Source organism: Haloglomus irregulare (genome assembly GCF_007421925.1).
Taxonomy (GTDB): Archaea; Halobacteriota; Halobacteria; order Halobacteriales; family Haloarculaceae; genus Haloglomus; species Haloglomus irregulare.
In genome coordinates this window covers 39,792-65,315 of the sequence record NZ_QMDX01000006.1, presented here as the reverse complement: position 1 = coordinate 65,315, position 25,524 = coordinate 39,792, and the positions used below count along the sequence as shown (strand labels likewise).

General features: G+C 70.1%; 23 protein-coding genes, 1 tRNA gene and 3 pseudogenes. 15 read left to right on the top strand and 12 right to left on the bottom strand.

The window, feature by feature from the left end; genetic code table 11:
* Positions 1 to 33: 33 nt before the first annotated feature.
* Together DP107_RS11010 and DP107_RS11005 are read right to left on the bottom strand one after the other, a co-directional pair.
* Positions 34 to 909, bottom strand: a complete 876-nt coding sequence (locus DP107_RS11010; RefSeq protein ID WP_144262322.1) for a TIGR01548 family HAD-type hydrolase — start codon at positions 907 to 909, stop codon at positions 34 to 36.
* A gap of 8 nt (positions 910 to 917) precedes the next feature.
* A complete protein-coding gene (locus DP107_RS11005; protein WP_144262217.1) occupies positions 918 to 1,361 on the bottom strand; it encodes a UPF0146 family protein in 444 nt (147 codons plus the stop codon).
* Positions 1,362 to 1,554: 193 nt separating this feature from the next.
* On the opposite strand from DP107_RS11005, the gene DP107_RS11000 reads away from it, so the two are divergent.
* The 5 genes from DP107_RS11000 to DP107_RS10980 all read left to right on the top strand — a co-directional run bounded on the left by DP107_RS11000 (position 1,555) and on the right by DP107_RS10980 (position 4,757).
* Positions 1,555 to 2,076: an archaemetzincin family Zn-dependent metalloprotease gene (locus tag DP107_RS11000; RefSeq protein WP_144262216.1), complete on the top strand. Its 522-nt coding sequence runs from the start codon at positions 1,555 to 1,557 to the stop codon at positions 2,074 to 2,076.
* A 464-nt stretch (positions 2,077 to 2,540) separates the two neighbouring features.
* Positions 2,541 to 3,065 carry a cupin domain-containing protein gene (locus DP107_RS10995; RefSeq protein ID WP_144262215.1) on the top strand — a complete coding sequence of 175 codons (525 nt, stop codon included), beginning with the start codon at positions 2,541 to 2,543 and terminating at the stop codon, positions 3,063 to 3,065.
* A 31-nt stretch (positions 3,066 to 3,096) separates the two neighbouring features.
* Entirely contained in the window at positions 3,097 to 3,582 is a 486-nt protein-coding gene (locus tag DP107_RS10990; RefSeq protein WP_144262214.1) for a cupin domain-containing protein, read from the top strand.
* Positions 3,583 to 3,629: 47 nt separating this feature from the next.
* Positions 3,630 to 4,025: a DCC1-like thiol-disulfide oxidoreductase family protein gene (locus tag DP107_RS10985; protein WP_144262213.1), complete on the top strand. Its 396-nt coding sequence runs from the start codon at positions 3,630 to 3,632 to the stop codon at positions 4,023 to 4,025.
* 78 nt (positions 4,026 to 4,103) lie between these two features.
* On the top strand, positions 4,104 to 4,757 hold the full coding sequence (locus tag DP107_RS10980; RefSeq protein WP_144262212.1) for an SDR family oxidoreductase: 654 nt from the start codon (positions 4,104 to 4,106) through the stop codon (positions 4,755 to 4,757).
* 208 nt (positions 4,758 to 4,965) lie between these two features.
* Here the strand turns inward: DP107_RS10980 and DP107_RS10975 are convergent, their stop codons facing one another.
* Entirely contained in the window at positions 4,966 to 6,129 is a 1,164-nt protein-coding gene (locus DP107_RS10975; RefSeq protein ID WP_144262211.1) for an acyl-CoA dehydrogenase family protein, read from the bottom strand.
* Between the two features lie 154 nt (positions 6,130 to 6,283).
* Here DP107_RS10975 and DP107_RS10970 point away from each other — a divergent pair.
* Together DP107_RS10970 and DP107_RS20760 are read left to right on the top strand one after the other, a co-directional pair.
* A pseudogene (locus DP107_RS10970) lies at positions 6,284 to 8,497 on the top strand (nucleotide sugar dehydrogenase); the annotation flags it as partial.
* Positions 8,498 to 8,500: 3 nt separating this feature from the next.
* Positions 8,501 to 8,995 (top strand): annotated as a pseudogene (locus DP107_RS20760) (UDP binding domain-containing protein); the annotation flags it as partial.
* Here DP107_RS20760 and DP107_RS21430 read toward each other — a convergent pair.
* A pseudogene (locus tag DP107_RS21430) lies at positions 8,949 to 9,278 on the bottom strand (hypothetical protein); the annotation flags it as partial. The pseudogenes DP107_RS20760 and DP107_RS21430 overlap by 47 nt on opposite strands.
* A gap of 42 nt (positions 9,279 to 9,320) precedes the next feature.
* Positions 9,321 to 11,426, bottom strand: coding sequence for an STT3 domain-containing protein (locus DP107_RS10965; protein WP_144262209.1), 2,106 nt, complete (start codon positions 11,424 to 11,426; stop codon positions 9,321 to 9,323).
* Positions 11,427 to 11,547: 121 nt separating this feature from the next.
* Here DP107_RS10965 and trmY point away from each other — a divergent pair, with 121 nt between their 5' ends.
* Both trmY and DP107_RS10955 read left to right on the top strand, forming a co-directional pair.
* A complete protein-coding gene (trmY, locus tag DP107_RS10960; RefSeq protein WP_144262208.1) occupies positions 11,548 to 12,135 on the top strand; it encodes a tRNA (pseudouridine(54)-N(1))-methyltransferase TrmY in 588 nt (195 codons plus the stop codon).
* Positions 12,136 to 12,201: 66 nt separating this feature from the next.
* A tRNA-Pro gene (locus DP107_RS10955) sits at positions 12,202 to 12,274 on the top strand.
* A 562-nt stretch (positions 12,275 to 12,836) separates the two neighbouring features.
* Here the strand turns inward: DP107_RS10955 and DP107_RS10950 are convergent.
* Positions 12,837 to 13,703, bottom strand: coding sequence for a hypothetical protein (locus DP107_RS10950; protein ID WP_144262207.1), 867 nt, complete (start codon positions 13,701 to 13,703; stop codon positions 12,837 to 12,839).
* Positions 13,704 to 13,818: 115 nt separating this feature from the next.
* Between DP107_RS10950 and DP107_RS10945 the strand changes: the two genes are divergently transcribed.
* From DP107_RS10945 to DP107_RS10935, 3 genes are all read left to right on the top strand, one after another.
* Positions 13,819 to 14,403: an NUDIX hydrolase gene (locus DP107_RS10945; RefSeq protein ID WP_144262206.1), complete on the top strand. Its 585-nt coding sequence runs from the start codon at positions 13,819 to 13,821 to the stop codon at positions 14,401 to 14,403.
* 151 nt (positions 14,404 to 14,554) lie between these two features.
* Positions 14,555 to 15,091 carry a cupredoxin domain-containing protein gene (locus DP107_RS10940; RefSeq protein ID WP_144262205.1) on the top strand — a complete coding sequence of 179 codons (537 nt, stop codon included), beginning with the start codon at positions 14,555 to 14,557 and terminating at the stop codon, positions 15,089 to 15,091.
* A gap of 97 nt (positions 15,092 to 15,188) precedes the next feature.
* Complete coding sequence (locus DP107_RS10935; RefSeq protein ID WP_144262204.1) at positions 15,189 to 15,920, top strand: hypothetical protein; 732 nt, start codon at positions 15,189 to 15,191, stop codon at positions 15,918 to 15,920.
* 295 nt (positions 15,921 to 16,215) lie between these two features.
* Here the strand turns inward: DP107_RS10935 and DP107_RS10930 are convergent, their stop codons facing one another.
* The 3 genes from DP107_RS10930 to arcS all read right to left on the bottom strand — a co-directional run bounded on the left by DP107_RS10930 (position 16,216) and on the right by arcS (position 19,598).
* On the bottom strand, positions 16,216 to 17,151 hold the full coding sequence (locus DP107_RS10930) for a DUF106 domain-containing protein (RefSeq protein ID WP_144262203.1): 936 nt from the start codon (positions 17,149 to 17,151) through the stop codon (positions 16,216 to 16,218).
* A 167-nt stretch (positions 17,152 to 17,318) separates the two neighbouring features.
* Positions 17,319 to 17,717 carry a hotdog family protein gene (locus DP107_RS10925; RefSeq protein WP_144262202.1) on the bottom strand — a complete coding sequence of 133 codons (399 nt, stop codon included), beginning with the start codon at positions 17,715 to 17,717 and terminating at the stop codon, positions 17,319 to 17,321.
* 51 nt (positions 17,718 to 17,768) lie between these two features.
* The gene (arcS, locus tag DP107_RS10920; RefSeq protein WP_144262201.1) at positions 17,769 to 19,598 is read right to left on the bottom strand and encodes an archaeosine synthase subunit alpha; all 1,830 of its coding nucleotides are present in this window, start codon (positions 19,596 to 19,598) and stop codon (positions 17,769 to 17,771) included.
* A 257-nt stretch (positions 19,599 to 19,855) separates the two neighbouring features.
* Here arcS and DP107_RS10915 point away from each other — a divergent pair, with 257 nt between their 5' ends.
* From DP107_RS10915 to DP107_RS10905, 3 genes are read left to right on the top strand one after another with little or no spacing between them, the layout of a single operon-like run.
* Entirely contained in the window at positions 19,856 to 20,251 is a 396-nt protein-coding gene (locus DP107_RS10915; protein WP_144262200.1) for a 30S ribosomal protein S6e, read from the top strand.
* An 11-nt stretch (positions 20,252 to 20,262) separates the two neighbouring features.
* Entirely contained in the window at positions 20,263 to 20,697 is a 435-nt protein-coding gene (locus tag DP107_RS10910) for a DUF7112 family protein (RefSeq protein WP_144262199.1), read from the top strand.
* Complete coding sequence (locus tag DP107_RS10905; protein WP_238330857.1) at positions 20,694 to 21,152, top strand: DUF5807 family protein; 459 nt, start codon at positions 20,694 to 20,696, stop codon at positions 21,150 to 21,152. The genes DP107_RS10910 and DP107_RS10905 overlap by 4 nt, the downstream gene beginning before the upstream one ends.
* A 734-nt stretch (positions 21,153 to 21,886) precedes the next feature.
* Here the strand turns inward: DP107_RS10905 and DP107_RS10900 are convergent.
* From DP107_RS10900 to DP107_RS10890, 3 genes are all read right to left on the bottom strand, one after another.
* Entirely contained in the window at positions 21,887 to 23,905 is a 2,019-nt protein-coding gene (locus DP107_RS10900) for an alkaline phosphatase PhoX (protein ID WP_144262198.1), read from the bottom strand.
* A 201-nt stretch (positions 23,906 to 24,106) separates the two neighbouring features.
* On the bottom strand, positions 24,107 to 24,508 hold the full coding sequence (locus DP107_RS10895; RefSeq protein WP_144262197.1) for a hypothetical protein: 402 nt from the start codon (positions 24,506 to 24,508) through the stop codon (positions 24,107 to 24,109).
* A 69-nt stretch (positions 24,509 to 24,577) separates the two neighbouring features.
* Positions 24,578 to 25,522 (bottom strand): hypothetical protein, encoded by a 945-nt coding sequence (locus tag DP107_RS10890; RefSeq protein ID WP_144262196.1) that lies wholly within the window; start codon positions 25,520 to 25,522, stop codon positions 24,578 to 24,580.
* Positions 25,523 to 25,524: the final 2 nt, after the last annotated feature.

The following is a 25,524-nucleotide window of genomic DNA, read 5'->3' as shown; positions in this document are numbered from 1 at the left end:
CGACGGGTGTGGCCGTCACCACGGCCACGGGCGTCAGTCCGTAGCGCCGAGGCGGTCCGGGAGGTCGTTGACGCTCTCCACGACGGCGGCCGCGCCGGTCGAGCGGTACCTCCGCCGGCCATCGTCGCCCGTGAGGCCACCCGTCAGCACCCCGACGCCGTGGTAGTCGCGGTCCGGGTCGGCCTCGGCGGCGTTGGTGGCGGTCTCGATGTCGTCCAGCGTGTCGCCGATGAGGACGACCGACTCGGCCTCGGCGTCCTCGGCGACCGCGACCAGCGCGTCCGGCGCGGGCTTGCCCGGGGCGTCCTCCATCGCGTACACCCGCTCGTCGGGCAGGTCTAGGCCCACGCGGTCCAGCGCGATGGCGGCCTCCGCCCGCGGCCGACCGGTGACGACGCCGAGTTCGCGCCCGTCGAGCGCGTCCAGCGTCTCGGGGTCGAGCAGCACCGGTTCGTCGTTGATGAAGCCCGGCTGTGGCTCCGAGAGCGGCGGGTCGCCGCCCTCCAGCTTCCGGTAGCGCTCGTCGCCGAGGTAGAGCTGCTGGAAGACCTCGCGGAGGCGGTCACGGTCCCACTCGTCGTAGACGCGCTCGCGGGCGCTCGGCGTCAGCAGGTCCGCGGCGACGGCCTCGGCGGCCTCCAGTCCGCCGCCCGACGCCGCCACCGTGTCCGTGAACGTCCTGACCGAACGACCCATCCCCTCGCGGTCGGCGAGGACGTACAGCGCGACGGCGTAGGTCACCGTCCAGTCGTTGTTGAACCCGCCGGCGTTCTTGAACCGCTGGACGTCGTCGCTGGACAGCGTGTCGCCGTGGACCCGCTCGACGGACTCGATGACCGCCCGCCGGTAGGAGTCGGCCACGTCGACGAGGACACCATCGACGTCGAAGACGACCGCGTCGGCCGCGATCTCGTCGGTCATGGCGACTCACCCCGTCCGGCCGGTCCGGCCGCCGCCCCGCCGCGCCCCGACCGCGCCGATCGGTCGGCGGCGTCGAACAGCGTCCGCCCGTCGGGCAGCGTCGTCGGCGTCGCCGGCACGACAGCGGGGTCCCCCCCGAGCGTGGTGAACAGGAACGATACACCGACCCGCCGGGCGATGTCGTGGGCCGGGCGCTGTAGCTCCGGCGGGCAGTTCAGCGCGTAGACAGCGTCGGCGTCCCGGTAGACGGCGGGCTCCGGGTCGGTCACGTCGTCCCGGACGAACCGCACGCCGTCCGGCGTCGGGCGCTCGTGGATGTCGGTCGCGGTCACGGTTCGGCCGCGCGCGGCGAGCGCGCGTACTACTTCGAATCGGTTCCCGACCCCCACCTCGACGAGGCGATCGTGTCGCGCGAGCCGGTCGACGAGTCCCCCTTGCACGGGCGATGATAGGCGGTGGTTCCGACTTCAGCGTTGCGACCCCGGCGACCCTACCGGCACCGACACGGGGATGGGGCCGCGAGGCGCGGCGGCCGGCTCCCCGTCCCGGTCGTCGGACGGAGCTCCGGGCGGGCGGTCTCAGGTGGCGAACGGGGGCGGGATGTTTATACTGCGCCCTGCCCAACCGGTAGCTATGCATGTCGACATCGTGCCGGTGGGCGATGTCCCTGCAGTCGTCAAGCGGGAGGCCTCCTCCGGGCTCCGGTCCGTATACGACTGCGAGGTCACCCTGCACGACGGGCAGGAGGTGCCCGACGGCGCGTACGACCCCGGTCGCCAGCAGTACCGGGCCGAGGAGTTCATCGAACTCGCCTCCCGCATCGGCAACGGGACCAAGAACATCGCCATCACCGGGCACGATCTGTACTACCGGCGCCGGAACTACGTCTTCGGCCTGGCGTACCTCTCGGGCAACGGCTCGGTCATCTCGACCTACCGGCTGCAGACCTCCACTGACGGCGGCTTCTCGAACAAGCCCGCCTCCGAGATCTTCGCCGACCGCGTCCGCAAGGAGGTCATCCACGAGATCGGCCACACCCTCGGCCTGGAGCACTGCGACAACAAGCGCTGTGTCATGAACTTCTCGCCCACCGTCCGCGAGGTCGACATCAAGGAGCAGACGCTCTGCGGGAGCTGTCAGAAGCAGGTTCTGTGATCCCACTTTCTACTCGTCGGGTTCGCGGGCTCCGCCCGCGAACCGCTCCTCGCAGAAACTGGTTGAAGAACCGCTCGCCCTCCGCGTCGGGTTCGCCGCCTCCGGCGGCTCACTGCGCTCCGGGCGAGTGAAACGCGCGCCTTCGGCGCGCGTATGCACGATATCCGTGTAATGGTCTCCCCAGATCCGTTATACCCTCTCTCAACCGGAATATACTGTCTATTCCGGAGATTTCAGCGTGATGTATCTACCGGTGCGTGCCGACCCCGACGGCGCCGGTGACGCCACCGACGAACGTGCTGGTGGGGCCGGGGGTAGTTCACCGCCGGCGTGAACCACGAGACGGCCGAGATCGGCCAGCGGGGAGTTCGTGCCTCGGTTCTCGCCGCCGGGAACCTTCCACCCGTGCGAGCGCCGCTCACACCACCGATATCCTCAGGAGGTCGCCCCGCCACCGGCCGGCCATGGAGCCGGTCAACGTCGACGACCTGGTCTGGAGCGAGACCGAGGCGGGCGACGCGCAGTTCCGGCGCAAGCAGCTCGCGCCAGCGGCGGGTGGCGAGCGACTCGGGACGAGTCTCTACGAGCTGCCGCCCGGCGCCGAGGGGTGGCCGCTCCACTATCACACCGCCAACGAGGAGGCGTTCTACGTCCTGCACGGCGAGGGTCGCCTCCGGACCGGTGACGCCGGCGACGGCCCGTACACCCTCGACCCGGGCGACTACGTGGCCTGCCCGGCCGACGAGCGCGGCGCCCACCAGCTCGTCAACACGGGGGAGGACCCGCTCCGCGTCCTCGCCGTCTCGACGATGACCCACCCCGACGTGGCCGTCTATCCCGACTCCGACACCGTCGGCACGTTCGTCGGGCGGCCGCCCGGCGGCGACGGGGTGTCGTCACCGACGTTCTTCCGCGAGGCCGACGCCGTCGACTACTGGACGGTGAACAGTGACGGGGCCGGCGACCCCCCGGACGAGGGCGACGGGTAGGCTTTAGTCCGCCACCATCGACGGCCCGTCCATGGAACACGCACGCGTCGACGACGTGGACTCGTGGATGAGTCCGGCGAGCGCGAAGCGGCCACTGTCGAACGCGCTCGGCGCCGAGGACGTGACGGTCAACCACTTCGAACTCGCGCCGGGCGAGGCGTTCGCCTTCGGCCACCACCGGCACGCCGACCAGGAGGAGGTCTTCCACGTCCTCGAGGGGACGGCCACCTTCGAGGTCGGGGACCCCCGTGCGGGCGACCCGGAGCGGGTGACGGTCGACCCGGGCGAGGCGGTCCGCTTCGCGGCCGGCGAGTGGCAGCGCGGGGTCAACGAGGGCGACGAGCGGGTCGTGGCGCTCGCCATCGGCGCCCCCGCGTCGATGGGGGAGACGACCATCCTCCGGGACTGTGCGGACTGCGATGACGTCACCGCGCAGGCGGTCCAGCCGACCGACGACGGCGACGCGCTGGCGACCGCCTGCGAGGACTGCGGCGCCGAGACCGGGCGCTTCGACTGAGGCGGTTCGGCACAACCCACTCCTCGCTGCAACCCGTACCGTCGGCCATGACCGACACGTACGGCGAGCGCGACCCGGCCTGGCTCGTCTACGATGACGACTGTGGCTTCTGCTCGTGGTGGGCGGCCGTCGCCGCCCGGTACACGGACCTCGGTATCGTCGGCTTCTCCGCGCTCACCGACGACGAGCGCGGGCGCCTCCCCGAGGATCACGAGGAGTGCGCCCACCTGCTGACCGACGACGGGGTGCTGTCCTGCGGCGAGGCCATCGAGGCCGTCCTCGACCGGATGGGGGTCCTCCCGCGCCCGCTGCGGCTGCTCCTGAACCAGACCGCGGACTACGGGCCCCTGCGGGAGCGGGCCTACCGCGCCGCGGCCGACCGACGGGGTCTGTGGGGCACCTTCGTCTCCGACGAGCCGCCGGCCCGGCGCGAGCCCCGGTGAGTCGGGGACTCCCTCGCCCGTGCGCGAGCGTCCGGGGCCGGGGAAGAGGTATGCCGCTGACGCCGCCCGGGTCACCCGATGGCACACACGGTACTCGTCGCGGGCGTCGGCCCGCGGATCGGCGAGGCGACGGTCCGGACGTTCCACGCCGCCGGCTACGACGTCGGCATGTTCGCGCGGTCGAGCGACCTCATCGACGACCTGGCCGCCGACCTCGGCGACGGCGCGCTGGCCGTCGAGACGGACATCACCGACGAGGACGCCGTCGTCGCCGGGGTCGAGACGGTGCGCGAGGCGCTCGGCCCGGTCGGCGCGCTGGTGTTGAACGCCAGCGGCGGCGGCGGGCGCCCATTCCCGGACGCCAGCGTCGACCGCCTCCGGCATCTCTTCGACGTGCGCGTCGCCGGGTCGCTTGCGTGCGTGCAGGCGGTCGCGGACGACCTCCGCGAGACAGAGGGCACGGTCGTCTTCAGCGGCACCACCTTCGCCGACGGGGCGAGCCCGGACCAGGTCGAGTGGGGCGCGGTCGCGCCGGGCGCTCGCGGCCTCGCGCGGACGCTCGCGAGCGCGCTGGAGTCGGTGCAGGTGACCTACGTCAGCATCGGCTCGGCCGTCCGCCCGGCGGCCGACGCGCGGTCGATACCGGCCGAGTCGTTCGCCGAGACGTATCTCGACCTGGTCGAGCGGGAGGACGCGGTGACGCGCGAGCTGGACCTGTACCGGCGGGAGTGACGACCCGCAGCCGGCGTCTCGCCCGTGAACGCGGCAACAGCACCCCGCTCGTGCCACCAGCAACAGGAGTTCGCGTCCGCGCGAACGAAGCGAACGCGGTTCTCCGGCCAGAGGGCGCGGAGGCCGGCATTTAGAACGCTCTTGCCCGAAGGACTCCCGCAGCACTCACCGGTGGCGAGCGCGAGGAAGGCCGAGCGTCGGAGAAGCGCTACTCGAAGGCAGGGATACCGGTCAGGTCGTGGCCGAGGATGAGCGAGTGGATGTCGTGGGTCCCCTCGTAGGTGTAGACCGTCTCGAGGTTCGCCATGTGCCGCATCGGCGAGTAGTCGGCGGTGATGCCGTTGCCGCCGAGCATCTCGCGGGCGACCCGCGACTGGTCACGGGCCATCCGGACGTTGTTGCGCTTGGCCATCGAGACCTGCTCGGGCCGCATCTCGCCGCGTTCCTTCAGTTCGGTGAGCCGGTAGGAGAGCAGCTGTGCGGTGGTGATCTGGGTCGCCATCTCCGCGAGCTTCTCCTGCTGGAGCTGGTAGCCCCCGATGGGCTTGCCGAACTGCTCGCGGTCGGTGGCGTACTCGCGGGCGGTCTCGAAGCAGTCACGCGCCGCGCCGATGGCGCCCCAACTGATGCCGAAGCGGGCCTGGGTGAGACAGGAGAGCGGCCCCTTCATGCCCTGCACGTCGGGGAGGACGTTCGCCTCGGGAACGTAGACGTTCGAGAGCTCGATCTGGCCCGTGATGGAGGCGCGCAGCGAGAGCTTCTCCTCGATCTTCGGTGTCCGCACGCCGTCGCGGTCCGTCTCGACGAGGAACCCGCGGACGGGTTCGTCCGGGTCCGAGCGGTCGCGCGCCCAGACCAGCGCCACGTCGGCGATGGGTGCGTTGGTGATCCAGGTCTTCGTCCCGTTGAGGACGTAGCCCTCGTCGTCGGCCTCGGCGTGGGTCTCCATCGCCGAGGGGTTCGAGCCGTGGTTGGGCTCGGTCAGCCCGAAGCAGCCGATCTTCTCGCCGGTGCCCATCGCCTCCAGCCACGTGTCCTTCTGGGCCTCGCTCCCGTAGGTGTGGATGGGGTACATCACGAGCGAGCCCTGGACGGAGGCCATCGACCGGAGGCCGCTGTCCCCGGCCTCCAGCTCCTGCATCAGGACGCCGTACGCGGTCTCCGAGAGGTCCGGCAGGCCGTAGCCGTCGAGGTTCGGCCCGTAGAACCCGAGTTCGCCCATCTCGCCGATGAGCTCCGTCGGGAACGTGCCCTCGATCCAGTGGTCGCCCACGATGGGCTTGAACTTGTCCTCGACGAAGTCCCGGGCCGTGTCCCGGACCATCCGCTCCTCCTCGGTGAGGTCCGCTTCCAGCCCCACGTAATCAAGCATACTCCAGCATAGGGAACAACGAGTAAAAACGTGCGGGTGGCGGGTCGCCGAGCACCGGGCGATACGGGCGCCGTCGTGGCGCCCGTGTGCGGGCCGACCGTACCGGCAGCGGGGACCCGAACCCCTAAGCCCGGTCGTGACCGACCGACGGGTGATGACTCTGGACGTCTCCGTCGTCGGCAGCGGCTACGTCGGCACGACGCTCGCGGCCTGTCTCGCCGACCTGGGCCACGACGTGACCGCCATCGACATCGACGAGGAGATCGTCGCACAGCTGAACGCCGGGGAATCGCCCATCCACGAGCCCGGCCTCGACCCGCTCCTGACCGCGTACAGCGGCACCAGCCTCCGGGCGAACACCACCTACGAGAGCGTCCCCGAGGCCGACGTCGTCTTCCTGACCATCCAGACGCCGGCTCGCGAGGACGGCAGCATCGACATTGGGCCGCTGCGGGCCGCTGCCGAGGACGTCGGCGCGGCGTTGGCCGACGCGGACGACTACACGCTCGTCGTCGTGAAGTCGACGGTCACCCCGGGGATGACCGAGGAGGAGCTGATTCCGGTCATCGAGGACGCCTCTGGCACGGAGGAGGGTGGCGACTTCGGGGTCGCGGTCAACCCGGAGTTCCAGTCCCAGGGCTCGGCCGTCGACGACTTCATGAGCCCGGACAAGATCGTCCTCGGGACCGACGGCGACGACCGGGCGCTGGACATCTTCGCCGAACTGTACGAGCCGCTGGTCGCCGAGTGGGAGACGCCCGTCGTCGAGACCGGCCGGCGGGAGGCCGCGATGGTCAAGTACGCCAACAACACCTTCCTGGCGGCGAAGGTCTCGCTCATCAACGAGCTCGGGAACATCTGCAAGGAGTACGAGGTGGATTCGTACGCCGTGGCCGACGCCATCGGACGCGACGACCGTATCGGCGCGAAGTTCCTCCGCAGCGGGGTCGGGTGGGGCGGGTCGTGTCTGACTGCTGACCAGCAGGTGTTGATCCGCGATGGGCGAGAGACGCACCTGCTCACGCTCGGGGAGGTGTTCGACCGATACGGCCACCCGGACCGGGTCGACGACCTCTCCGTGCTGAGTATGGACGGGAACGGAGAGTTCGAGTTCGGGTCCGTTGAGGCAGTCACCCGGCGACCGTACGACGGTGATCTGTACACGTTCGAGACACGAATGACCAAATCGGTGACCGTGACCGACGACCATCCGATGCTCGTGATGCGGGACGGGTCGCCGGAGGTTGCGCTGGCACGGGACGTCGAACCCGATGACAGGTTGCCAGTACTGGACGACCTTCCGTCCGACTCCGTCGGGGCGTTCGATTTGATCGAGGTGCTGCGAGCCGACGCCCGGTTCGAGCCGTCCGAGGTGTATCTGAACCCATCGTTCGACCTGAGCGACAGAGAGCAGGAGCTTCGAGCCGTCCTCTCGTCCTACAACGAGGAGTTCGACTATGACAAGGTGCGGGACTTCGTTCGCTCCGGGTACCTCCCACTTGACGCGTTCCTGCTCGTTGAGGACGAACTCGCGCTTGACCGTCGGGAGTTCAGTATCTACACCAGCACCGGGAGCACAACCTACGTGCCAGCGGTACTCGAAGCAGACGCGGATTTCTGGCGATTCATCGGGTACTACCTCAGTGAGGGCCACATCAACACCGACGACTCCGGACACGGGAGTCGCCCACGTCGACGGATCACTCTGAGCTTCCATCCCGAGGAGGAAGGGGAGTACGTGGACGACGTGAGCGGGTATCTGGATCGGCTCGGAGTCCGGAACCGGGTCTCGACCCGGGAGACGAGCACGGAGATACGGTTCTCGAGCCGGGCGTTCGCGGCGTTCATCGAGTGGCTCGGATGCGGGACCGGTTCGTACTCCGCGAGCGTTCCGGACGCTGCGTTCCGCGAGCCTCCGGAGCACCGGTTCGAGCTGCTCACTGGACTGTTCCGTGGTGACGGTCACGTCGCGTATCCGAGCCACTCGAATGCGGTCGTGCTTGACTACGGATCGGTCAGCGAGGAGCTGATTCAGGGAATGAGCTTCCTCCTCCACAGCCTCGGCATTGTGCCGAGTTACAAGACCTCACAGTCGGAGAAATCGACGGCTCCAGCTCATTTCCTGCGGGTGTCGAGCAAACGGCAGGTGGAGCAGTTGTTGGGGATGTTCCTCCCTGATGAGCGTGCGCAGATGGAGGATCGGTTCGCGGCGTACGAGCGCACCATCGCTCCGACCGGACACAGCCGCTCCGAGGGCTACACGATGGTGAAGGTCAGGGATATCGAGACCGAACCCGCGTCGACCGAGGTCTATTCCCTGGAGGTGGAGGGGAACCACACGTTCGTCACCACTGACGGGCTTGTCGTCCACAACTGCTTCCCCAAAGACACCGCCGCTATCATGGCGACAGCCCGGCAGGCGGGCTACGACCCCGAACTGCTCGAGGCGGTCGTCGGCGTCAACGAGAAGCAGCCCCAGCGGCTGCTCGACCTGCTCGACGAGCACGTCGCGGCCGACGGACGGCGGGTGGCGGTACTCGGACTGGCGTTCAAGTCCGGCACGGACGACATCCGGGGGTCACGGGCGAAGCCGGTCATCGAGGGGCTGCAGGCCCGCGGTGCCGAGGTAGTCGCCTACGACCCGCTCGCCACCGACGCGATGGCCGCCGAGTACCCCGACGTGGAGTACGTCGACGACGCGGCGGCCGCGCTGGACGGCGCTCACGGCGCGCTCGTGGTCACGGACTGGGACGAGTTCGCCGCGCTGGACGAGGCGTTCGACGCGATGGCCGACCCCGTGGTCGTGGACGGCCGGCGCGTCATCGCGCGGCGCGAGGGACTGACCTACGAGGGGCTGACCTGGTGAGGTCGTAGTCTGGACCGTCGGTCGCGGTGGCGTTCCCGCCGTCACCGAGTGCTCCCACGTCGACGCGTTCGCCGTTCTCGACCGCGGATTCGGACACCGTCACCGTCCTCGTGGCGTTGCCGTCGGGCTGGCGTATCTCGTACTCGCCAGGATAGGCGACGCGGAGCTGGTACCGGCCGTCAGCGTCGGTCCGGACCCGACGGACGTATGTGAACTCGTCGCTTCGGCCCTCGACGGCGACGTCCGTCCGGAGCCGGACGGTCGCGTTCGCCGCCGATGCCGTCCCGTTGTGAACCGAACCGGTGAGCTTCGCGCCGGGAACGACCTAGTGGACCTGTTGGCGGTCGGTCACCCGTATCGCACGGTAGTGGCCCGACCCGTCGAACCCGTCGTGCCGACCGCCGAACCCCCGCGTGAGCCGGTTGTGGAGGGTAGCGTCCTCCGAATCGTACCGGTCGAGGACGACGAACCCGACTCGGCCGCGTAGTCGTTCGTACCACTCCTCCGGCTGTGTGGCGCGGAGGAATGCCCGATAGTTCGCCCTGGCGAACCCGTACGACCGAGCGTTCCCGTTCACGAAGTAGTTGTACATCCGGTTGCGGCCCCACTCGGTGAAGACGTAGTCCGTCTCGATGCCGTTCTCCGCGGCGTACTGGTCGATCCAGATCGCGGTCTCGAACTCGTGCCCGGCAACCGGAGCCTGATTCGCCTTCACCGGTGCCTGCGTGACGCCGAGCCCCGCGACGAGGAGGAAGAGGAACAGGAGCGAGACGGCCCCGCGAGGGGTCGGCAGTTCGAACGCCGGCTCGCTATCGCCACCGTCGCCGCGGACCGGTGCCGTCTCGCGAAACGGGACGGGGGGACGCGCCAGGTCGACGCGGTCGGCGATGTGGACGAATCCGAGCCCGGAGAACACCGCGAGGAAGGTCGAGAGCTCGCCGGCGAAACGCATCTGGAACGTCGCCAGGACGAGGAAGAACCAGCCGTAGATGCCGGCGAGGAGCCAGCCGTGGCGGTCCTCGCCCCTCGTCGCACGGAGGAGCGCGAACCCCATGTACGGGACGCCGAGAAAGAGGAGCAGTCCGAACAGGAACAGCCAGCCGAAGATCCCGGTCCCGAACAGCGAGTTCGCCTCGACGACGGAGCCGTCGGTACCGATCCGTCCGAGCTGGCCGAACAGCCGGTCCCCGTAGGCGGCAAGTACCGTCGTGAGCAGTCCAAACGTGAGGACGACTCCCGCGGCCTCGGCGGCTGCGAGTGCCCGAACCGGACTCACGGGGAGGTCGTCGACCCGGTGCACCACCTCACCGACCGCGGCGACACCGACGGTACCGGCGAGGAGGAGAGCGGGCGTGGCGGCGACCACCCCCGTCTGCCAGTCGAGCGCGAGATGTGCGCCACCAGTGAGGACCGCCGCGACGGCGAGTCCGACGCCGAGCGGCGTCAGCGTCCAGCCCGGTGACTCGTCCCTGTCGACGGCGATCAGGGCGGCGACGGGGACGTACGACGCAACTGGGACCAGCAGGAGTGGCCCGGCCTCCCAGGCGAGCAACTGGCCGGCGATGGCGACCCCGGTCAGCCCGGTCCAGGCGAGCACCCGTGGACCGGTTGCCGCTTCCCGCGTCGCGGCCGCCCGAACCGATCGGACCGCACCGGCAGCCGTCATCGACAGCCAGACGTAGTCGAACGCGTGGTGGTCGGCGAACCCGAGCCCCGACCGGAACGCCAGCACGGGCATCACCGCGAGCATCACGACCGACGCGATGCCGACCCGCTCGTCGTCGGTGAGCCCCGTCGCGAACAGGTAGGTGAACACACCGGTCACGACACCCGCCACGACGGGGTACCACGCGAGCACCAGCGGAGCCCGCTCGACCCCACCGACCAGTTCGGTCGCGACCCACAACACGGCCACGAGCAGCGGCTCGCTCTTCAGGAGGCCGAACGACCCCGCCGTGAGCGCGCTGCGGTCGATGACGCCCGCCGACTGCCGGCTCAGTTCCTCCGTCCAGTAGAGGTAGAAGTACGGGTCGTTCCCCGAGAGGACTACCCGCCCGTCACGGAGGATCGCATCGAAGGTGAGGATGCGGAAGACGAAGACCAGCAGTAGTGCCCCACTAAGTGCCGCGGCGACACGGCCGTCGATACCGAACGCGGGCAGCGGGAGCGAGACACCACCGCCGTCGTCCCCGTCCGCCACCTCGCCGGCGAGCGCCCGCTCGACGGCGGTGCGGTCGGCCAGCCGGTACTCCCCGCCGACCTTCTCGACGACGCCCTCCGAGACGAGTTCCCCGAACGCGCCCGAATCGAGGTCGATCTCGTCGAACGTCCAGGTGTCGTGGGTCTCGTCGGTCTCGAGGAGCGACTCCAGCGCGGGTTCGAGGGCCGGGCGGTCCGCCACCAGCGACCGGACCTCGCGCGCGTCCGTCATGGCCGGCCTCGACCCGTCGGCGCGAATAAACCCACCGCTACCGACCACGGGGATCCGCCGGCGAGCGCCGCGATCCGCTCCCGTCCGAACCGGCTTAGTGGCCGCCCGCCGTCGCTCCCGTATGCGCGATGTCGTCTGCCTGGCCCACGATCTGCCGCCCGACGGCCCGGACTCGCTGGATGACCTCCCTGGCGCCGGGCGGCTGGACCTCTGCTGCCGGGTCGTCACCAGCGGCCTGCTTACCTCCCACGCCGTCCGCGAGGACGCCGCGGTCCATCTGGTCGTGCAGGACGAGTTCACGGTCCGGTTCGACGGGCGCAGCGTCCGGCACCTCCGGCCGGACGAGCGCTCGACGGCCGCCCGCATCAGGGACGCGCTCGACGCGAAATCGGGGGCCATCGGCCACCAGGAGGCCGAGCCCTCACCGGGCGTCGCCGTCGGCCGGTTCGGCCTCGCCGCGACGCTCTCCCGGCTCGACGGGCCCCTGCTCCACTGCCACGAGGCCGGCACGCCGCTGGCTGAGGAACCGGTACCCGAGGACCCGACGTTCGTGCTCTCGGACCACCGCGACTTCACCGACGCCGAGGCCGCCCTGCTGGCCGACCGCGCCGACAGCCGGGTCAGCGTCGGCCCCGAACGCCTCCACGCCGACCAGACGGTGACGGTCGCGCACAACTGGCTCGACACCGACGGCTACCGGTCGTACTGAGCATCGCTCGCACCGGCCGTCGGGGTTCGCAACGGTTTTATCCGACAGGTGTCTTATTATAACTGCGGGCCGGTGGGGTAGCTTGGTATCCTTCGAGGATCGGGTCCTCGGTACCTCGGTTCAAATCCGGGCCGGCCCACTTTTCAGATTGCATTATGTTAGCCGTTCAGCAGAGTGGACCCGAGTTGCATGCGCTCCTCGATTCGGAATAGAATAAACGCGAGAAGGAAGACTGATTATAGTTCCCGATGGAGAGAAAAACAGGTGGCTTGCCCTCCGTTCTGGATTCGAGAATCACTACGAAGCCAGCATTAGGTCCAATTTCAGTTCAGCCGAACACGACAGCTCTTGACGCTCCTGGCATCCATGTCCAGTCCTCTTCTGAACCCGCCTCGTCTGATCTCCCGCCAATTTCGAGGTGCTAATTGGTACTGGAAAGTGAGCCTTGCATATCCACCGATATCTAACCATCGCCTCCGCTACTCAGTAACTACATATAGGCAATCCGGGCACACTCCGCCGTTCTATCAGCTCCAGTTAACTCTTCGTTCCAGAGGAATCGTGCATCGAATTCACCCCACCAGTAGTAGTCTGTTTCAGCTCAAGGAACCCTTCCCCGGCCGGGTTGAGTAGTAGAGATGTGACCCCACCCTCTATTGCCGCATGTACTCGACTCTACACTACCTCAGAACCATGTCATCTCACAACCCCCGACTCAGCACGTTCCACAACCGACGCTGCCGCTTCCGGAGCACCGCCACGGGCGACACCATCTCGTACGCACCCGCATCGTCCCGCTCGGCCAACCCATCCATCTCGAAGTCGCCGAGCGTCTCCTCGACCGTCGCCTCTGAGAACAGCGTCCGCCCGGCGACCTGCTCCGGCGTCGCGGGCTGGAGCCGCCGGGCGGTCAGGTAGACCGTCACGCGCTGGGGTGATTCGAGGATGTCGACCAGCAGCTCCTCGACGACGCTCCCGCCGGAGGAGGCGTTCCCGGCACCGTACTCGATCTCGTCCTCGTCGGGCGCCGCCTCGCGGGCCGTTTCGAGGCGCTCCTCGATCGCCTCGACCGCGGTCTTCCGAGCCTTCCCCTCGCGCTCGCGCTCCCGCAGCCGCTCCAGTTCGAGGGGGTCCCGCAGGTCCGGAATCAGGGCCTCCAGCTCGGCGACGGTGTAGTCCGCGGGGTCGACGTCCAGCAGGTCCGCGTCGGTGATGTCGTCGTCCGTCTCGAAGCCGACCGTCCCCCAGCCCTCGATCTCCATCCGGACGCCGACGGTGTGGGTGCCCCTCCGGAGCCGCGGCGCGTCGAGGACCACCTGGACGGTCTCGGCGAGGTCGAAGGGGATGGGGTCCTCGGCGGAGGCGTCCGTGGCGTCCATCAGGGTGCCGTCCGGCAGTTCGAGCGTGATGGCCGCGGCGTCGACGTCCGTGCCGTCCAGCGACCCGCCGGCGACGCCGTGGAGTTCGGCCTCGACGAGGCGGTTCTTCAGCTCGAACTCCACCCCCCGGTCCGTGTTCTCGAGGCTCTCCCAGGTGAACAGGCGCTCCAGATACTGCTGGACGGACATGTCCGCGGGGTGGCCCCACGGTCACTTCGTTCTTGCTGCCGCCGGGGCCGCCCCCGTCCCCGGCCGCCGCGCGCCGTACGGCGCACTTTTCAGGCCGCCGGCCGGGCGTTCAGGTATGACCGACGACGACCCGGTCGACCCCGCGGCCGGGACCGACGGCGCCGACCCGCTGGCGTGGGAGACGCTCGATTCGACGACGGACTACGACTGTCCCGGGTTCACCGTCCGTCTCGACGAGGTCCGGCTGCCCGACGGGACCGAGACGGGGTTCCACAGCGTCGAGAACGGCGCCTCCGTCATCGTCCTCCCGTTCACCGACGACGGGGAGGTGGTCCTCGTCGAGGAGTGGCGCCAGGCGGTCGAGCGCGTCAACCGCGGCCTCCCCGCGGGCAGCGTCGAGGGGGACGAGCCGCTGGCCGAGGCCGCCCGGCGGGAGCTGGCCGAGGAGACCGGCTACGAGGCCGCCGCCGTCGAGTTCATGATCGCCCACGAGCCCTCGAACGGGCTGCTGGACGCCACCTACCACTACTTCGTCGCGCACGGCTGCGAGCCGACCGCCGAGCAGGACCTCGACGACAACGAGTCCATCCGCGTGACGACGGCGAGCTTCGACGAGCTCCGGGACGCGGCACTGGGCGGCGGGATGCGCGACGGGCGCTCGGCGCTCGGCGTGCTGCAGTACGCGCTGCGCACGGAGTGAGGGGCCGGACGACCCTGGATATCGGCGCTGACGGCGACGCGGGAGAAGGGGCAGCGAGCGGGGGGAACATAAGAACCAACAACCTGTCTCTCCCACGACACGTAGAGGCAGTATCATCGATGACATGCACGTACACGAGCGAGGTGCCGACATGACGCGGCGACGACGAGTGCTCCAGGCGGCCGGGGCCGCCCTGGCGGTCGGGCTGGCCGGGTGCGGTAGCAACGACGGCGGCGACGGCGGCGACGGGGAGGATGGCGGCGACGGCGGGGACGACCCGACCGCGACGGCCACGCCGACCGACGGGAGCGGCGGCAGTGACGGCGAGGAGGCCGTCTCGCTGACCATCGACAACGTCGGGGTGAGCGCCTGGGAGGTGACCGGGGACAGCAGCGGCTCGGTCGCCCCCACCGGCGAGGAGAACCCCACCATGACCTTCGAGGTGGGGACCCGATACGAGGTCACGAACAACGGCGGGGGCAGCCACCCGTTCGCGCTCCGGACGAGCGACGACGAGCCGCTGCTCTCGCAGTCGACCGACGGCTCGTACGAGGGCGACGGCGACGTGAACTGGGTCGACGACGGGGGAGAGCTCGCCTTCACCGTCACCGAGGAGCTGGCGAGCGAGCTGGGCTACTACATCTGCACCATCCATAGCTCGATGCGCGGCGACGTGGCGACCGAGTGAGCGACGCCGCTCGGGGGGCGGTCGCACCGCCGGTGGACAGAGCCCGGCCGCCGCCCGGAACCGACGCCCGTTTGCGGCTCCGGCCCGCAGCCGGGGTATGAGCCGCCGCGTGCCGGAGGCCGCCGTCCTCGTCGGCGTGGTCATGTCGCTGTCGTTCGCGCTGTACGGGGCCCTCTTCGGCGACCCCCTCTCGACGGCGCTGGTGAGCGTGCTCGTCCTCCACCTCTTCGTCGGCTACGCCGTCCGCGTCGACGAGGACCCGGAGACGACGCTGCTCCCCGACCCGACGCTGGCGGCTGCCGTCCTCGCCGGGGGGGTCGCGGCCGCCTACGGGTTAGCGACGCTGCGACCGCTCCTCGGGCTGCTGGTCGCGCTCGTGCTGGCGGTCCCGGCGGCGCTCTTCCACGCGACCCACGCCGAATCGGTCAACCCGCTGTCGCCGGACGCCACGCTGGCGCTCGCGGCCGCCGCCGGAGTCACGACCGTGCTCGCTGGCGTCGCCCTCGGCCGCCTCACCGATGACCTCGCCGGGCCGGCGGGCACCGCCGGGGTCACCGCCGGCCTGCTCGTGCTCGGCGCCGCCGAGTACCACACCCGCCGCGGGGGTCGACTCTCCAGACGCGTCGAGGGGGCCGCCGTCATCGCGGCACTGGGCGGCGCAACCCTGGCGATGGGCTACTTCACGCTGGTCGCCGATGCCCCGCTCGCCGGCCTCGCGGTCGCGGGGGCGCTGCTCGTCGTCGGCGCGTACTTCGCGCTGGTCGACGAGCGCCGGTCGCGGACCCGTCGCCGCCGGCGCCGCCGACGCGGCGACGACGGCTGGTTCTGAGCCGCGGTCGCCGTGGGGTCATCCCAGTGCCCACCGTGCTCTCCAGCCGCAGCGGTCCGACTCGACACCGTTCGGATGGCGGAGTCGAAGGGGAGCGGTCTCGGCGACGACGGGCGATGCAGGGACCGCAGGGAGCGCGGCGACCGAGGACCGCAGCGAACCCCCCAGCCGAGGGCGCCGGGGCTTCGGAAGTGTTCCGGCCGCTGTCGTGAGGAATCGCGAGGCCTTCGATGTCGGTCCCGTCGCGGGTTCGGCCGTCAGGACGGCTCCGGGCCGAGGGGAGGGCGTCGTCCCGTCAGCTCGACGTCGGCGAGGTCTGGATGTTGAACGTCTTCCGGATGACCTGGGTGAACCCCATCGAGCAGAGGAAGTACCAGACGATCCATGCCTGGATGGGCCCGAGCAGGCCCTCCGTCCAGGAGCGCTCGCCGACGAGCGGGAGCGTGATGCTGCCCAGCTGCTCCGGGTGGACGAGGATCATCCAGTACATCCAGAGGAAGACCGGGATGGTGAACAGCATGATCCAGACCATCGGGCGGAACTGCTCCTTGAACATGCCGAGGTTGTCGCCCATGGCGTCCATCTTCTCCTCCTGGATGCGGTCCAGGGCCTCCTCGTCGTCGCGCTCCTTGGCCCGCTTCTCGCGCTCCTGGATCTCCTGGAGCTGCTCCTGGTACTCGGCCATCTTCGAGGTGTCCATCAGGTTGTCCTGCAGGATGGTGGAGTAGAGCCCTGTGAACAGCGCGAGCACGAGGATGACGGCGTAGAACGGGAGCGAGGCCTCCAGCGGGCCCAGCCCCACGTCGAGGACCTGGGCGATGGCGTTGCGGACGCTGGAGACGGAGTACCCCGCGAACAGCGACACCGCGCCGAGCGCGGCGAACTTGTCGTACTTCGACCACGAGGAGTCCCCGTCGTCGGTGTCGGTGCTGCCCTCCGTGCTCCCGCCGGCCGCGGTCGCCGTCCCCCCGTCGGTGAGGCTGGCGGCAGTCGCGCCGCCGACGACGGCGGCCACGTCGTCCGGGTCGGTGACCACACAGCCACCGTCGTCGGTCTTCTCGAGCACGCCCCGCTCGATGAGGCGGCCCCACTGGCCGCTCGTGAGGTCGTCGTTCACGTCGCCCCACGACACCCGGCCGTCGTCGGCCCGGTCGAGGAGGGTCTGGAGCGCCTCGCGCATGTCCGGGTCCTCGTCGATGAGGGACTCCACTCGCTCTGCTGTCCGTACCATTACCACTCCGTAGCGAGCCACCGGTAATCAAGCTTTTACTCCGCGTCTCGGGCTCACACTACCGCCGGCGGCCCGGCCGGTGCAGTCCGTGGTGTGCGACGTTTCTGCCGAACTGCCGTCATATATCGATCACGCCGGCCTGAATTGGGTTGTAGCCGTCTCCCGAGCTAGATGCGGATGATACCCTCGAAACGCCCGGCCATGACGACCGTCCCGTCGTCGACGCGGGCGGCCTCGAACTCGGCTACCACGGCGACTCGCTCGTCGCCGCGGTCGACCTCGACGAACGTCACCTCGCACGAGACGTGCTGGCCGGTGTAGACGGGCTTGCGGAACTCGAACTCCATCCGCGAGGCGAGCACGTTCAGCTCGCCCCCCACCGTCGTCGGGAGCGTCGCCGTCAGGAGCCCGTGCACCAGTAGGCGCCCCTCGTCGTCGGTCTCGACGTGATGGTCGCCCGCGTCCCCCGAGATGGTCGTGAACGTCCGGACCTCCTCCGGTGTGAACGTGCGCTCGTGGGTGACGGTCGTCCCGACCGCGAGGTCCGCCGGCGTCAGCTCAGTCATCACTCGTCCGGTCGGGCGGGGGTCTCATGAGGGATGGGGTGCCTGCGCCGGTCACGTCTCCACGGAGTGACGCACCTGGACGACGATGCCCCGCGTCGCGTCGACCATGCCGCGCCCGTGGACCTGCGCGCGGCCGACGGCGAACGCCTCCGGCCCATCGACGACCACCTCGTCGCCGACGCGGATGGACTCGTCGGCGTCGATCACGCCCGGGGCGAGGACGCTGCCCTGCGGCACGAACGCGTCGATCTCCACGCGCTTGGTGGGTACGTCGCTCTCGACCCAGCGGCGCGCGCCGGCGAGCGTCAGCGAGAGGGTGCCGTAGTTGGGGACCATCGTCGCGAGGTGGACCGCGCCGTCGTCGTCGGTGTCGTCGCCGGGACGGGGCTCGATACCGGCATCCAGCGCGCGGAGCTTGGGGTAGCGACTCCCCGTGCGGAGGTCGCAGAAGAGCTCGTCGCCGGCGCCGGCGCCGAACACGTAGTCCGCCAGTGCGCGGACGGTGTGGTGCTCGCGCTCGCGCTTGCCGAAGCGGTCCTCCCCCTCCAGCGCGCCGGCCAGGCTCGCCAGCGAGTCCTCGGTCGTGGGATGGTCGACGACGGTGTGTTCGACCGGGGGGACCGTGTCGAGCCGGTCCAGCGCCCGGTCGACGATGGGCCGGTAGTCCGCGGGCAGATGCGAGACGACGCGGGGGTAGTCCGCGCGCTCGAGGTAGCGGGCGAGCACCGCGGCGATGAACTCGTACTCCGTCTCGGACCAGTGCCCGGTCACCACCGAGTCGTACTGCTGGGCGGGGTAGGTCGTCTCCAGCTCCTGCGGGACGACGCCGATGGGGGAGGTCATCGAGACGGTGTGGGCCCGGTAGTCGATTGCGCGATGGAACTGGGCGTGGCTCTGGGACTCGCTGTACGGCTTCGTCGCCGAGCACGGCACCAGCAGCAGCGGCCGGTCGTCGAACCGGGGGACGTACCGGCTGGTCACGCGGTCGGCGAACCGCCGGATCTCCGGCCGACGGAGGGTGTCCTCCGTCGCGGCCAGCAGCGACTCCCGGCGGAACAGCGGCGTCCGCTCCTCGACGTAGGCGTACTCCCCGTCCAGCCGGCGGAGCACGCTCGTCGGGAACGACTCGTGGCGACCCTGGCCCTCGAGGTAGTCGCGCAGACGGCCGTCGCGAATCCGCGCCCGGACGGTCCGCAGCGCCGTCTCCAGGGCGGTGACGTTGTGCTCGGCACAGGCCCGGCGGTCGAACGCCTCGCGCCCGCCCCGGCAGGCGGGACAGGCACACGGCAGCTCCTCGAGGTCCTCGAGGAAGTACTCACCCTCGGCCGTCAGGTAGAACCCCTGCGTCCCCCGGACGTGGGCGCGGTCGGCGTCCACGAGGTCGACGCCCGCGTAGACCAGCGCGGCGACGTTGGCGGGGGTGGCCGCGCCGGCGAGGTAGAGCGCACTGTCGTCGGGGATCGCCCGCCGGACCGTCGTGACGGCGTCGACGAACCGCTCGGCGTGGCCGACCAGCGCGGGCCCGCCCGAGAGGACGTACGCGTCGGCGCCGTGGTCGGTCGCGGTGTCGGGCGCCACGACGACGGCACTGGCGACGTCGAGTTCGTCGGGGGCGGGCGCGTCGTCGGCGCTCGCGGCGTTGCCGGCCCCGCCGAACGTCTCCCGGACGGAGTCCGGCGTTCCGGCCGGGAGCGCACGGTGGGGGAGTAGCGTCAGCGCGTCGGGGTCGCCGTCGGGGGTTTCGCGCCCGGCGGCCCACTCGCTGCCGGCGTCGTGGAGCCGGTCACCCACGAGCCCCGGGGTCCGGAGCGGGGTGTCGAGGCGGATCTCGCCGATGCGGGCCGCCCCGTCCCGCGCGTGGACCTCGAAGTGGTCGGTCATACCCACCCTCGCGGGCCGCCGGTCAACTCCCTTGCGTTCCGCCGCCGAGGGGGAGTCCCCCGTGAGGTCGCCCCGGAGGCCCACGCGCCCCCCGTCGACGGTGCAGGGGCCGTCCGGGGCGGGCCCGACGCCGGCACCGGGGCCGTTCCGCGGGGGTCGGTCGCACGGCGGTCAAGCGCCGCTCGCGCCCCGTTCCGCCGGGAACGGCGGACGCACGTTTCAATACCCTTTTGCCGGTTCCCCGACTCGCTGACGGTATGGCAGATTTCCAGGTCGTCGTCGCGGACCCCGAGGACGGGACGACCTACCAGTTCGAGATCGACGGACAGGACGCGAACCGGTTCCAGGGTCGCGATATCGGCGAGACGGTCGACGGCGGCGCCGTCGGCCTCGACGGCTACGAGCTCGAGGTCACCGGCGGCTCCGACACCGCCGGGCGACCGATGCGCGAGGACGTTCCCGGGACGGAGCTGAAGCAGCTCCTGCTCACGGGCGGCGTCGGCTACGAGCCGGAGGTCGACGGCGAGCGCCGCCGCGTCACGGTCCGCGGCCGCGAGATCAGCGACGACACCCGACAGATCAACGCCAAGATCGCCTCCCGCGGCGACAGCTCCGTCGACGAGCTGCTGGGCGACGCGGACGAGGACGAGTAACGGTCACGCGGATGGAACGCATCGCACACGACAACGCCTCGGTCCGGACGGTCCGCGCGACACTCGCGCGGGTCGGGCGCACGGACCGCCCCCGCGTCGACCTCCCCGACGACGAGGACGACTCGTTCCCCGCCGGCGAGGTCGTCCGTGTGGCGCTTGCCGGCCACACCCGCCACGCCCGCGTCCACCGCGGGCTCGACGACGGCCTCGAACTCCGGGCCGTCTACGACAACACCCGCCAGGCCCGAGCCGACGACGGCACTGACCGCCTCCCGGGCTGGGTCGCCGACCGCGACCTCGACTTCGGCCGCTCCGTGCTGGTCGACGTCGTCGAGCCGGGGTTCTTCTACGGGCTGCGCGGCCCGAGCGAGACCGCGGTGTACGAGGTGCCCGACCAGCCGGACGACGGGCTCGCGGCCATCGCCCGCGACCTGGAGGACAGATGAGTGACGGCCCCGACGCGGACGAGGGGATGAGCGCCGCACGGCGCGCGTTCCTCGCCGGCGACCGGCCCGACGACATCCTCATCTACCTCCGCGAGGACGGGGTCGCCGACCCCGACCGGCTGGCCGACCTCGGCGAGCGGACCGCGGAGGGCGTCGCCCTCGTCCTCCCCGGCCCGAAGGGGCGCGAGGCCTTCGAGTCGGCCACCGGGCTGGACCCCATGTCGTTCGCCGGGCAGGCGATGGACACCGACGGGCACGTCCATCGGGACGCGACCGGCGGCGACTGCCCCGACGGCGACGGCCCCGAACACGATGCCCGCTTCGTCTTCGCCTTCGCGGAGGCCCGGAACACGGACGTCGGCGGCCAGTACGCCGAGGGCGACGTCGTCCACGCGTACGCCGCCTGCGACTGCGGGACGACCTACTCGGAGAAGTGGGTGGCCGGCGACGGCTGAGCGACCGGAAGCGCCCGTTGCCCTCCGTATCCGACATCGCGACGAACTGGGTCGAATCCCGAGGTCTCCGAGCACCGCCGCCCTCCGTACCGGCCGGCCTGGAGACGTACGGGCGGCTATATAGGGGAATTAGCAAGACACTATACTGCTCGTGTGGAGTTACATACGCTGTCTCCGTCACAGTCCGACAGCATCCGAAGCTATGCCACGACACGGCGGTCGCCACCGAGGCGCCGACACACCGGGCGTACGGCTCCGACATGCGTACTCTCGGGGGGCCCTCGGGTAACACCGAGGGCCGCCGTCACCGGTTCGGGGCTTCCCGGCGCTGGGCCCCCGTGTCCGCGGATGTCGACACGGCTGTGCCGCGTGTCGACGGCGCCGGCGTCCGCTCCGGGTTCGGGTCCGGCGGCGACACACTGCCGGCGCGCCCGTGCGCAGGGTCACGACCGACGGGCGCACCCCGGTCCCTTCCGATCCCGTTACCGGCGGATGTCGGATGATTTCGACGGTTCGGAGCACGGCCGTAGCCAACCCGTTCGTCCCCTGGCTCCGAGCCCCGACCCGTTTGCAGGTCCCCCGTGTGAAGGGACCACACCGGGACGCGTTCGGCGCGTATCGACTCCCCGACACCGGTGGACACGTGTCGGGTTCCGGGGTCGAGAGCCGATCGAACGGTCGCCAACGGGGACCGGGCGGTGCAGCCGGCGTCGGTGTGAAGGGCCGCGTCCCGCTTACAGCTGTGACGGGCTGTAGACGTACAGACCGTCGTTCGGATACGACCGCCCCAGCTGGTCGGCGTCCTCACAGAGCAGGACCCGCCCGTCCGGAAGCACGCACGTGTTGTCCACGTTGAGCGGCGTCTTGTCGGCCACCGACGCCGGATCGTCGGCGTTCGGGCCGACGACTGCGGGTTCGAGCCGGGTCACGTTGTAGTCGTCCTCGACGGTCGCCCGGTAGACCATCCCTCCGTCGACCTGTTGATGCTTCATGTCGCCGGTGTCGTCGGCCATCCCGGCGTTGACCTCCGAGAGCCCGATGTACATGTTATCGCCGGGTTCGGCGCCGCCGCGGCTCCCGTCCGTATCGATGCCCTCGGATTTCCGGAACTCGACGGTCCCGTCGACCTCGCGGGTCGCTGCCCGGGTCTCCAGGAACGGCACGCGGCGGAGGCGCTCGTCGACACCCTCGGGGCCGTTCCGCTCGTACTGCCGGGCCCACTCGGCGACCATCTCGTCCGAGATGAAGTCCTTGTTGCCGTTCTTCGCGACTTCGCGGTCCGCCTCGGCGAGTGCCCTGTCGAAGTCCTCCCACCAGTCCGTCTCGGCGTGGTCCATGTAGTCCCACTGATCGATGTCGTCGTACTCGGCGACCCACGACTCGACCTCGCCGTTGGTGGCGGTTCCCAGTGGCAGCCACTCCAGCTCGACGACGGCGTTTCTGGGGTCCTCCTTCCCCTCCGGTGGGTTCGTCCGCTTGGGGGCGTACAGTGTCCCACGGATGTCGGCCGGGTCGTCGTAGTCGGGGATCGGCTCCGCGGCGACGAACTTGTAGAGGCCGCCCTTGTCCTGCCCGTCGGAGGTACCGTAGACGGTCCGCCGGTCGGCGGCCGCCTCGGACAGCTCCCACGAGGCGCGGCCCATCACGTAGTACTTCATCGGTTCCGGTTGCTCCGCCGTCGGCTCCCGGATATCGAGCAGGTAGCCGTAGCGGTACTTGTTCGGGAAGCCCCCGCCGAACAGGAGCCCCGGACTCCCGGTGTCGTTCCCGCCGCGCTGGTCGTACGGCTCGGCCCCGAGGTAGTACCCCAGCAGTTCGACCCCGCTCAACGCCCAGTAGCCCTGGACGTACCACGAGCTGTCGCCGTACAGCTCCTCGACGGCGCCCTGGATACCGGTCGGGTTCGGCCGGTTGAAGAAGTGGCCGGCACCGCGCATACCGACGCCGGTCCCGGCGTCGAGCATGTCGCTGACGCTGGCCGTCCCGGTGGTGAGGGGGTGGGAGTACTCCTCCTCTGCGGGCATCGGCGTTCCCCAGGGGCTGAGGTCGCCGCCACAGTCGATGCGGGTGCCACCCATCTCGCGGAAGGCGTCGAGGCTGGAGAGGTTGATGGCGCTCTCCAGGTCGGCCTCCCACCCGTCGTCCGTGCGGGCGAGTGGAATCCGGCTGACCTCACCGGGGCTCTGCTCGAAGTTCGTGAAGAGGTACCCCTCCGTCCCCGCCTCGTTGGTGGGGACGAACTGGTTCATATCCGGGTTGTGCCCGAGGTCCGAGTAGCGGGAGCCGTCGAACGAGTCGACACGCTCGCCGTCGGGCGTCCGCGGCACCCCGAGGTTGGCGTCGCCACCGTCGATGGTGTCGTTCTCCCTCGCGAGGATCTTGTACCGGCCGTTCGCGACCCGGAGTCGCTGCTGTTCGGCTTTGGTCGTCGGTATGGAGAGCTCATCGAAGTCGTCGTTCGCTCCGTCCGCGTCGAACCGGTGCCCCTCGATGACCCCGATCGCCCCCTTCGAGTACGGCTCGGGGTTGTCCGTGCTGGGATGCTGGAGGCTGAACAGCAGTTCGTCGGTGTCGAACACGTACGGACCGGTGACCTCCGCACCGAGCGCCGTCGTTGCGAACAGGTCGGCCTCCCCGTCGATGAACGGCGCGCCCGTGTCCGTCTGCTGGGTCGCCCCACCGACGCCCGCGCTACCGAGCGCCACGGCCGCGGCTGTGCTGGAAATCAGCTGTCGCCGAGTGAAATCAGGCATACGGACGATATCCTGCATAGAACGCTTGTAAACGGTTCTAATTGTAATATTTGGGTGGAAACCACGTAAGAAGCAGTATATAGGTTCGTACAGGACCGGAGCGGTATCGGCTCCGTGCTCGATGCTGGGGGACGGGTCGGTACGGGCGGTCGCTCCCGCCCCGGGGCGGGAGGGTCGGACGACGAGGCGCGGAGTGCGGGACTACCCCGCCTGAGCGCGGATCGAAGCAGCCTGCTCGCGCACCTGCCCGATGTACCGCTCGATCCGGGTCGGCTCCGTGCCGTAGAACGAGGACACCCAGAACAGGGACATCTGTGTCACCAGATACGCCGCCATGGCGTGCTTGCCGGCCTGGACCACCTCCGGGGGGATTCCTCTGGTCCCGGTCCCCTCCTCGACGAACCCGTTGACTGCGAAGTAGACATCGGCGTACAGCGTCGCCATTTCCGGGTCCGAGAACGTCACCGGGACGTGGTCGGGCGCCTCGAACCGGTACTGCGGTTTCTCGCTCCCCTCCGGCCGGGTGCGGATGATGGAGACGTCGAGCACGTACTGCTCGTGGACACGCTCGTCGCTCGCGGAAGCGTCGCTCGTTCGGCTCATGATTCCACGTGACACCGTGAACGGTTTGAGGGCTCGTAATTGTGGTATGGTCGTCTCAATACTACCCTGTTAGTCCCCAGGGGGCCGTGGTTCCGGAGATTCAGCGGGACCACCGGAGCGCGAGTCCACCGACTGCCGCGTCGCGTTGCGTGCCCGACCGATCCAGTTCGGGGGCGGCACGGTCGTCTCGCCGACGTTCGACCAGCGCGCCGTCTCCGTGACGCCGACCGTCCGGTCGTCGTAGGTGGTCTCGTACTCCAGCCGGTAGCGGTCGACCCGGCCGTCGGCCGCCACGAGAAGTCGGGCCGTGGCGTTCCGCGGGTCGGAGAGCAGGACGGCGTCGTCGAGCGGTTCCGGGTCGACGAACGCCGTCGACTCCAGCCGGTAGTGGGGCTGGCCGCTGATCTCGACACGGCGGACCTCCCATTCGAACGCGGAGAGCAGTTCACGTACCGCCGCCCGGCCGGTCCGATCCGGGACCACCTCCCCGGGCGGGATGGTGTCGGTCCCGTAGTTCACCTCGTCCTCCACGGCCCGGTAGTAGGCGCGGCCGCCGTCGTGGTAGACCGTCGCCTCCGAGAACGCCGACGTGACGTCGTAGCGGGGCGTGGAGACGGCGCTCCGCTCGGCCAGGAACGGGACCCCGCCGGCCGCCACCAGCAGGTCCGTCCGGGTCGCCCGGAGAGTGCCGTTCGCGTCGACGACCGTCCGGCTGTCGGCCCGGGTGTACGGCCGGTCGGCCAGGTGCCGGCCGTGGAGCCCCGCCAGCGCCGCCGGGTCGGCCACCCCCTCCGTCCGGAGGCCCGGCATGATGCGGTCCCCGTCCACCGGGCGCGGCGGGGCGATCTCGGCCTCGCCGGTCGCGCCCGCCCCCTGCTCCTCGGGGACCGGAACGGGCGTCAGTGTCGACGTGGCGGTGGACTCCCCCGACGGGAGCCCGACGCTGCAGCCGGCGAGCAACAGGCAGCCGGCGACCGCGAGAGCCGCGACCGGCTGGCCGCTCCGTGCCGCCACGG

Coding starts and splice junctions, on each gene's coding strand:
- DP107_RS10950 (WP_144262207.1), bottom strand. CDS start 13,703: ATGTCCGTCCAGCAGTATCTGGAGCGCCTGTTCACCTGGGAGAGCCTC.
- arcS (WP_144262201.1), bottom strand. CDS start 19,598: ATGACCGACCACTTCGAGGTCCACGCGCGGGACGGGGCGGCCCGCATC.
- DP107_RS10945 (WP_144262206.1), top strand. CDS start 13,819: ATGACCGACGACGACCCGGTCGACCCCGCGGCCGGGACCGACGGCGCC.
- DP107_RS10915 (WP_144262200.1), top strand. CDS start 19,856: ATGGCAGATTTCCAGGTCGTCGTCGCGGACCCCGAGGACGGGACGACC.
- DP107_RS10925 (WP_144262202.1), bottom strand. CDS start 17,717: ATGACTGAGCTGACGCCGGCGGACCTCGCGGTCGGGACGACCGTCACC.
- DP107_RS10995 (WP_144262215.1), top strand. CDS start 2,541: ATGGAGCCGGTCAACGTCGACGACCTGGTCTGGAGCGAGACCGAGGCG.
- DP107_RS11000 (WP_144262216.1), top strand. CDS start 1,555: ATGCATGTCGACATCGTGCCGGTGGGCGATGTCCCTGCAGTCGTCAAG.
- DP107_RS10985 (WP_144262213.1), top strand. CDS start 3,630: ATGACCGACACGTACGGCGAGCGCGACCCGGCCTGGCTCGTCTACGAT.
- DP107_RS10980 (WP_144262212.1), top strand. CDS start 4,104: ATGGCACACACGGTACTCGTCGCGGGCGTCGGCCCGCGGATCGGCGAG.
- DP107_RS10910 (WP_144262199.1), top strand. CDS start 20,263: ATGGAACGCATCGCACACGACAACGCCTCGGTCCGGACGGTCCGCGCG.
- DP107_RS10965 (WP_144262209.1), bottom strand. CDS start 11,426: ATGACGGACGCGCGCGAGGTCCGGTCGCTGGTGGCGGACCGCCCGGCC.
- DP107_RS10895 (WP_144262197.1), bottom strand. CDS start 24,508: ATGAGCCGAACGAGCGACGCTTCCGCGAGCGACGAGCGTGTCCACGAG.
- DP107_RS10905 (WP_238330857.1), top strand. CDS start 20,694: ATGAGTGACGGCCCCGACGCGGACGAGGGGATGAGCGCCGCACGGCGC.
- DP107_RS10990 (WP_144262214.1), top strand. CDS start 3,097: ATGGAACACGCACGCGTCGACGACGTGGACTCGTGGATGAGTCCGGCG.
- DP107_RS10930 (WP_144262203.1), bottom strand. CDS start 17,151: ATGGTACGGACAGCAGAGCGAGTGGAGTCCCTCATCGACGAGGACCCG.
- trmY (WP_144262208.1), top strand. CDS start 11,548: ATGCGCGATGTCGTCTGCCTGGCCCACGATCTGCCGCCCGACGGCCCG.
- DP107_RS10940 (WP_144262205.1), top strand. CDS start 14,555: ATGACGCGGCGACGACGAGTGCTCCAGGCGGCCGGGGCCGCCCTGGCG.
- DP107_RS10935 (WP_144262204.1), top strand. CDS start 15,189: ATGAGCCGCCGCGTGCCGGAGGCCGCCGTCCTCGTCGGCGTGGTCATG.
- DP107_RS10975 (WP_144262211.1), bottom strand. CDS start 6,129: ATGCTTGATTACGTGGGGCTGGAAGCGGACCTCACCGAGGAGGAGCGG.
- DP107_RS10900 (WP_144262198.1), bottom strand. CDS start 23,905: ATGCCTGATTTCACTCGGCGACAGCTGATTTCCAGCACAGCCGCGGCC.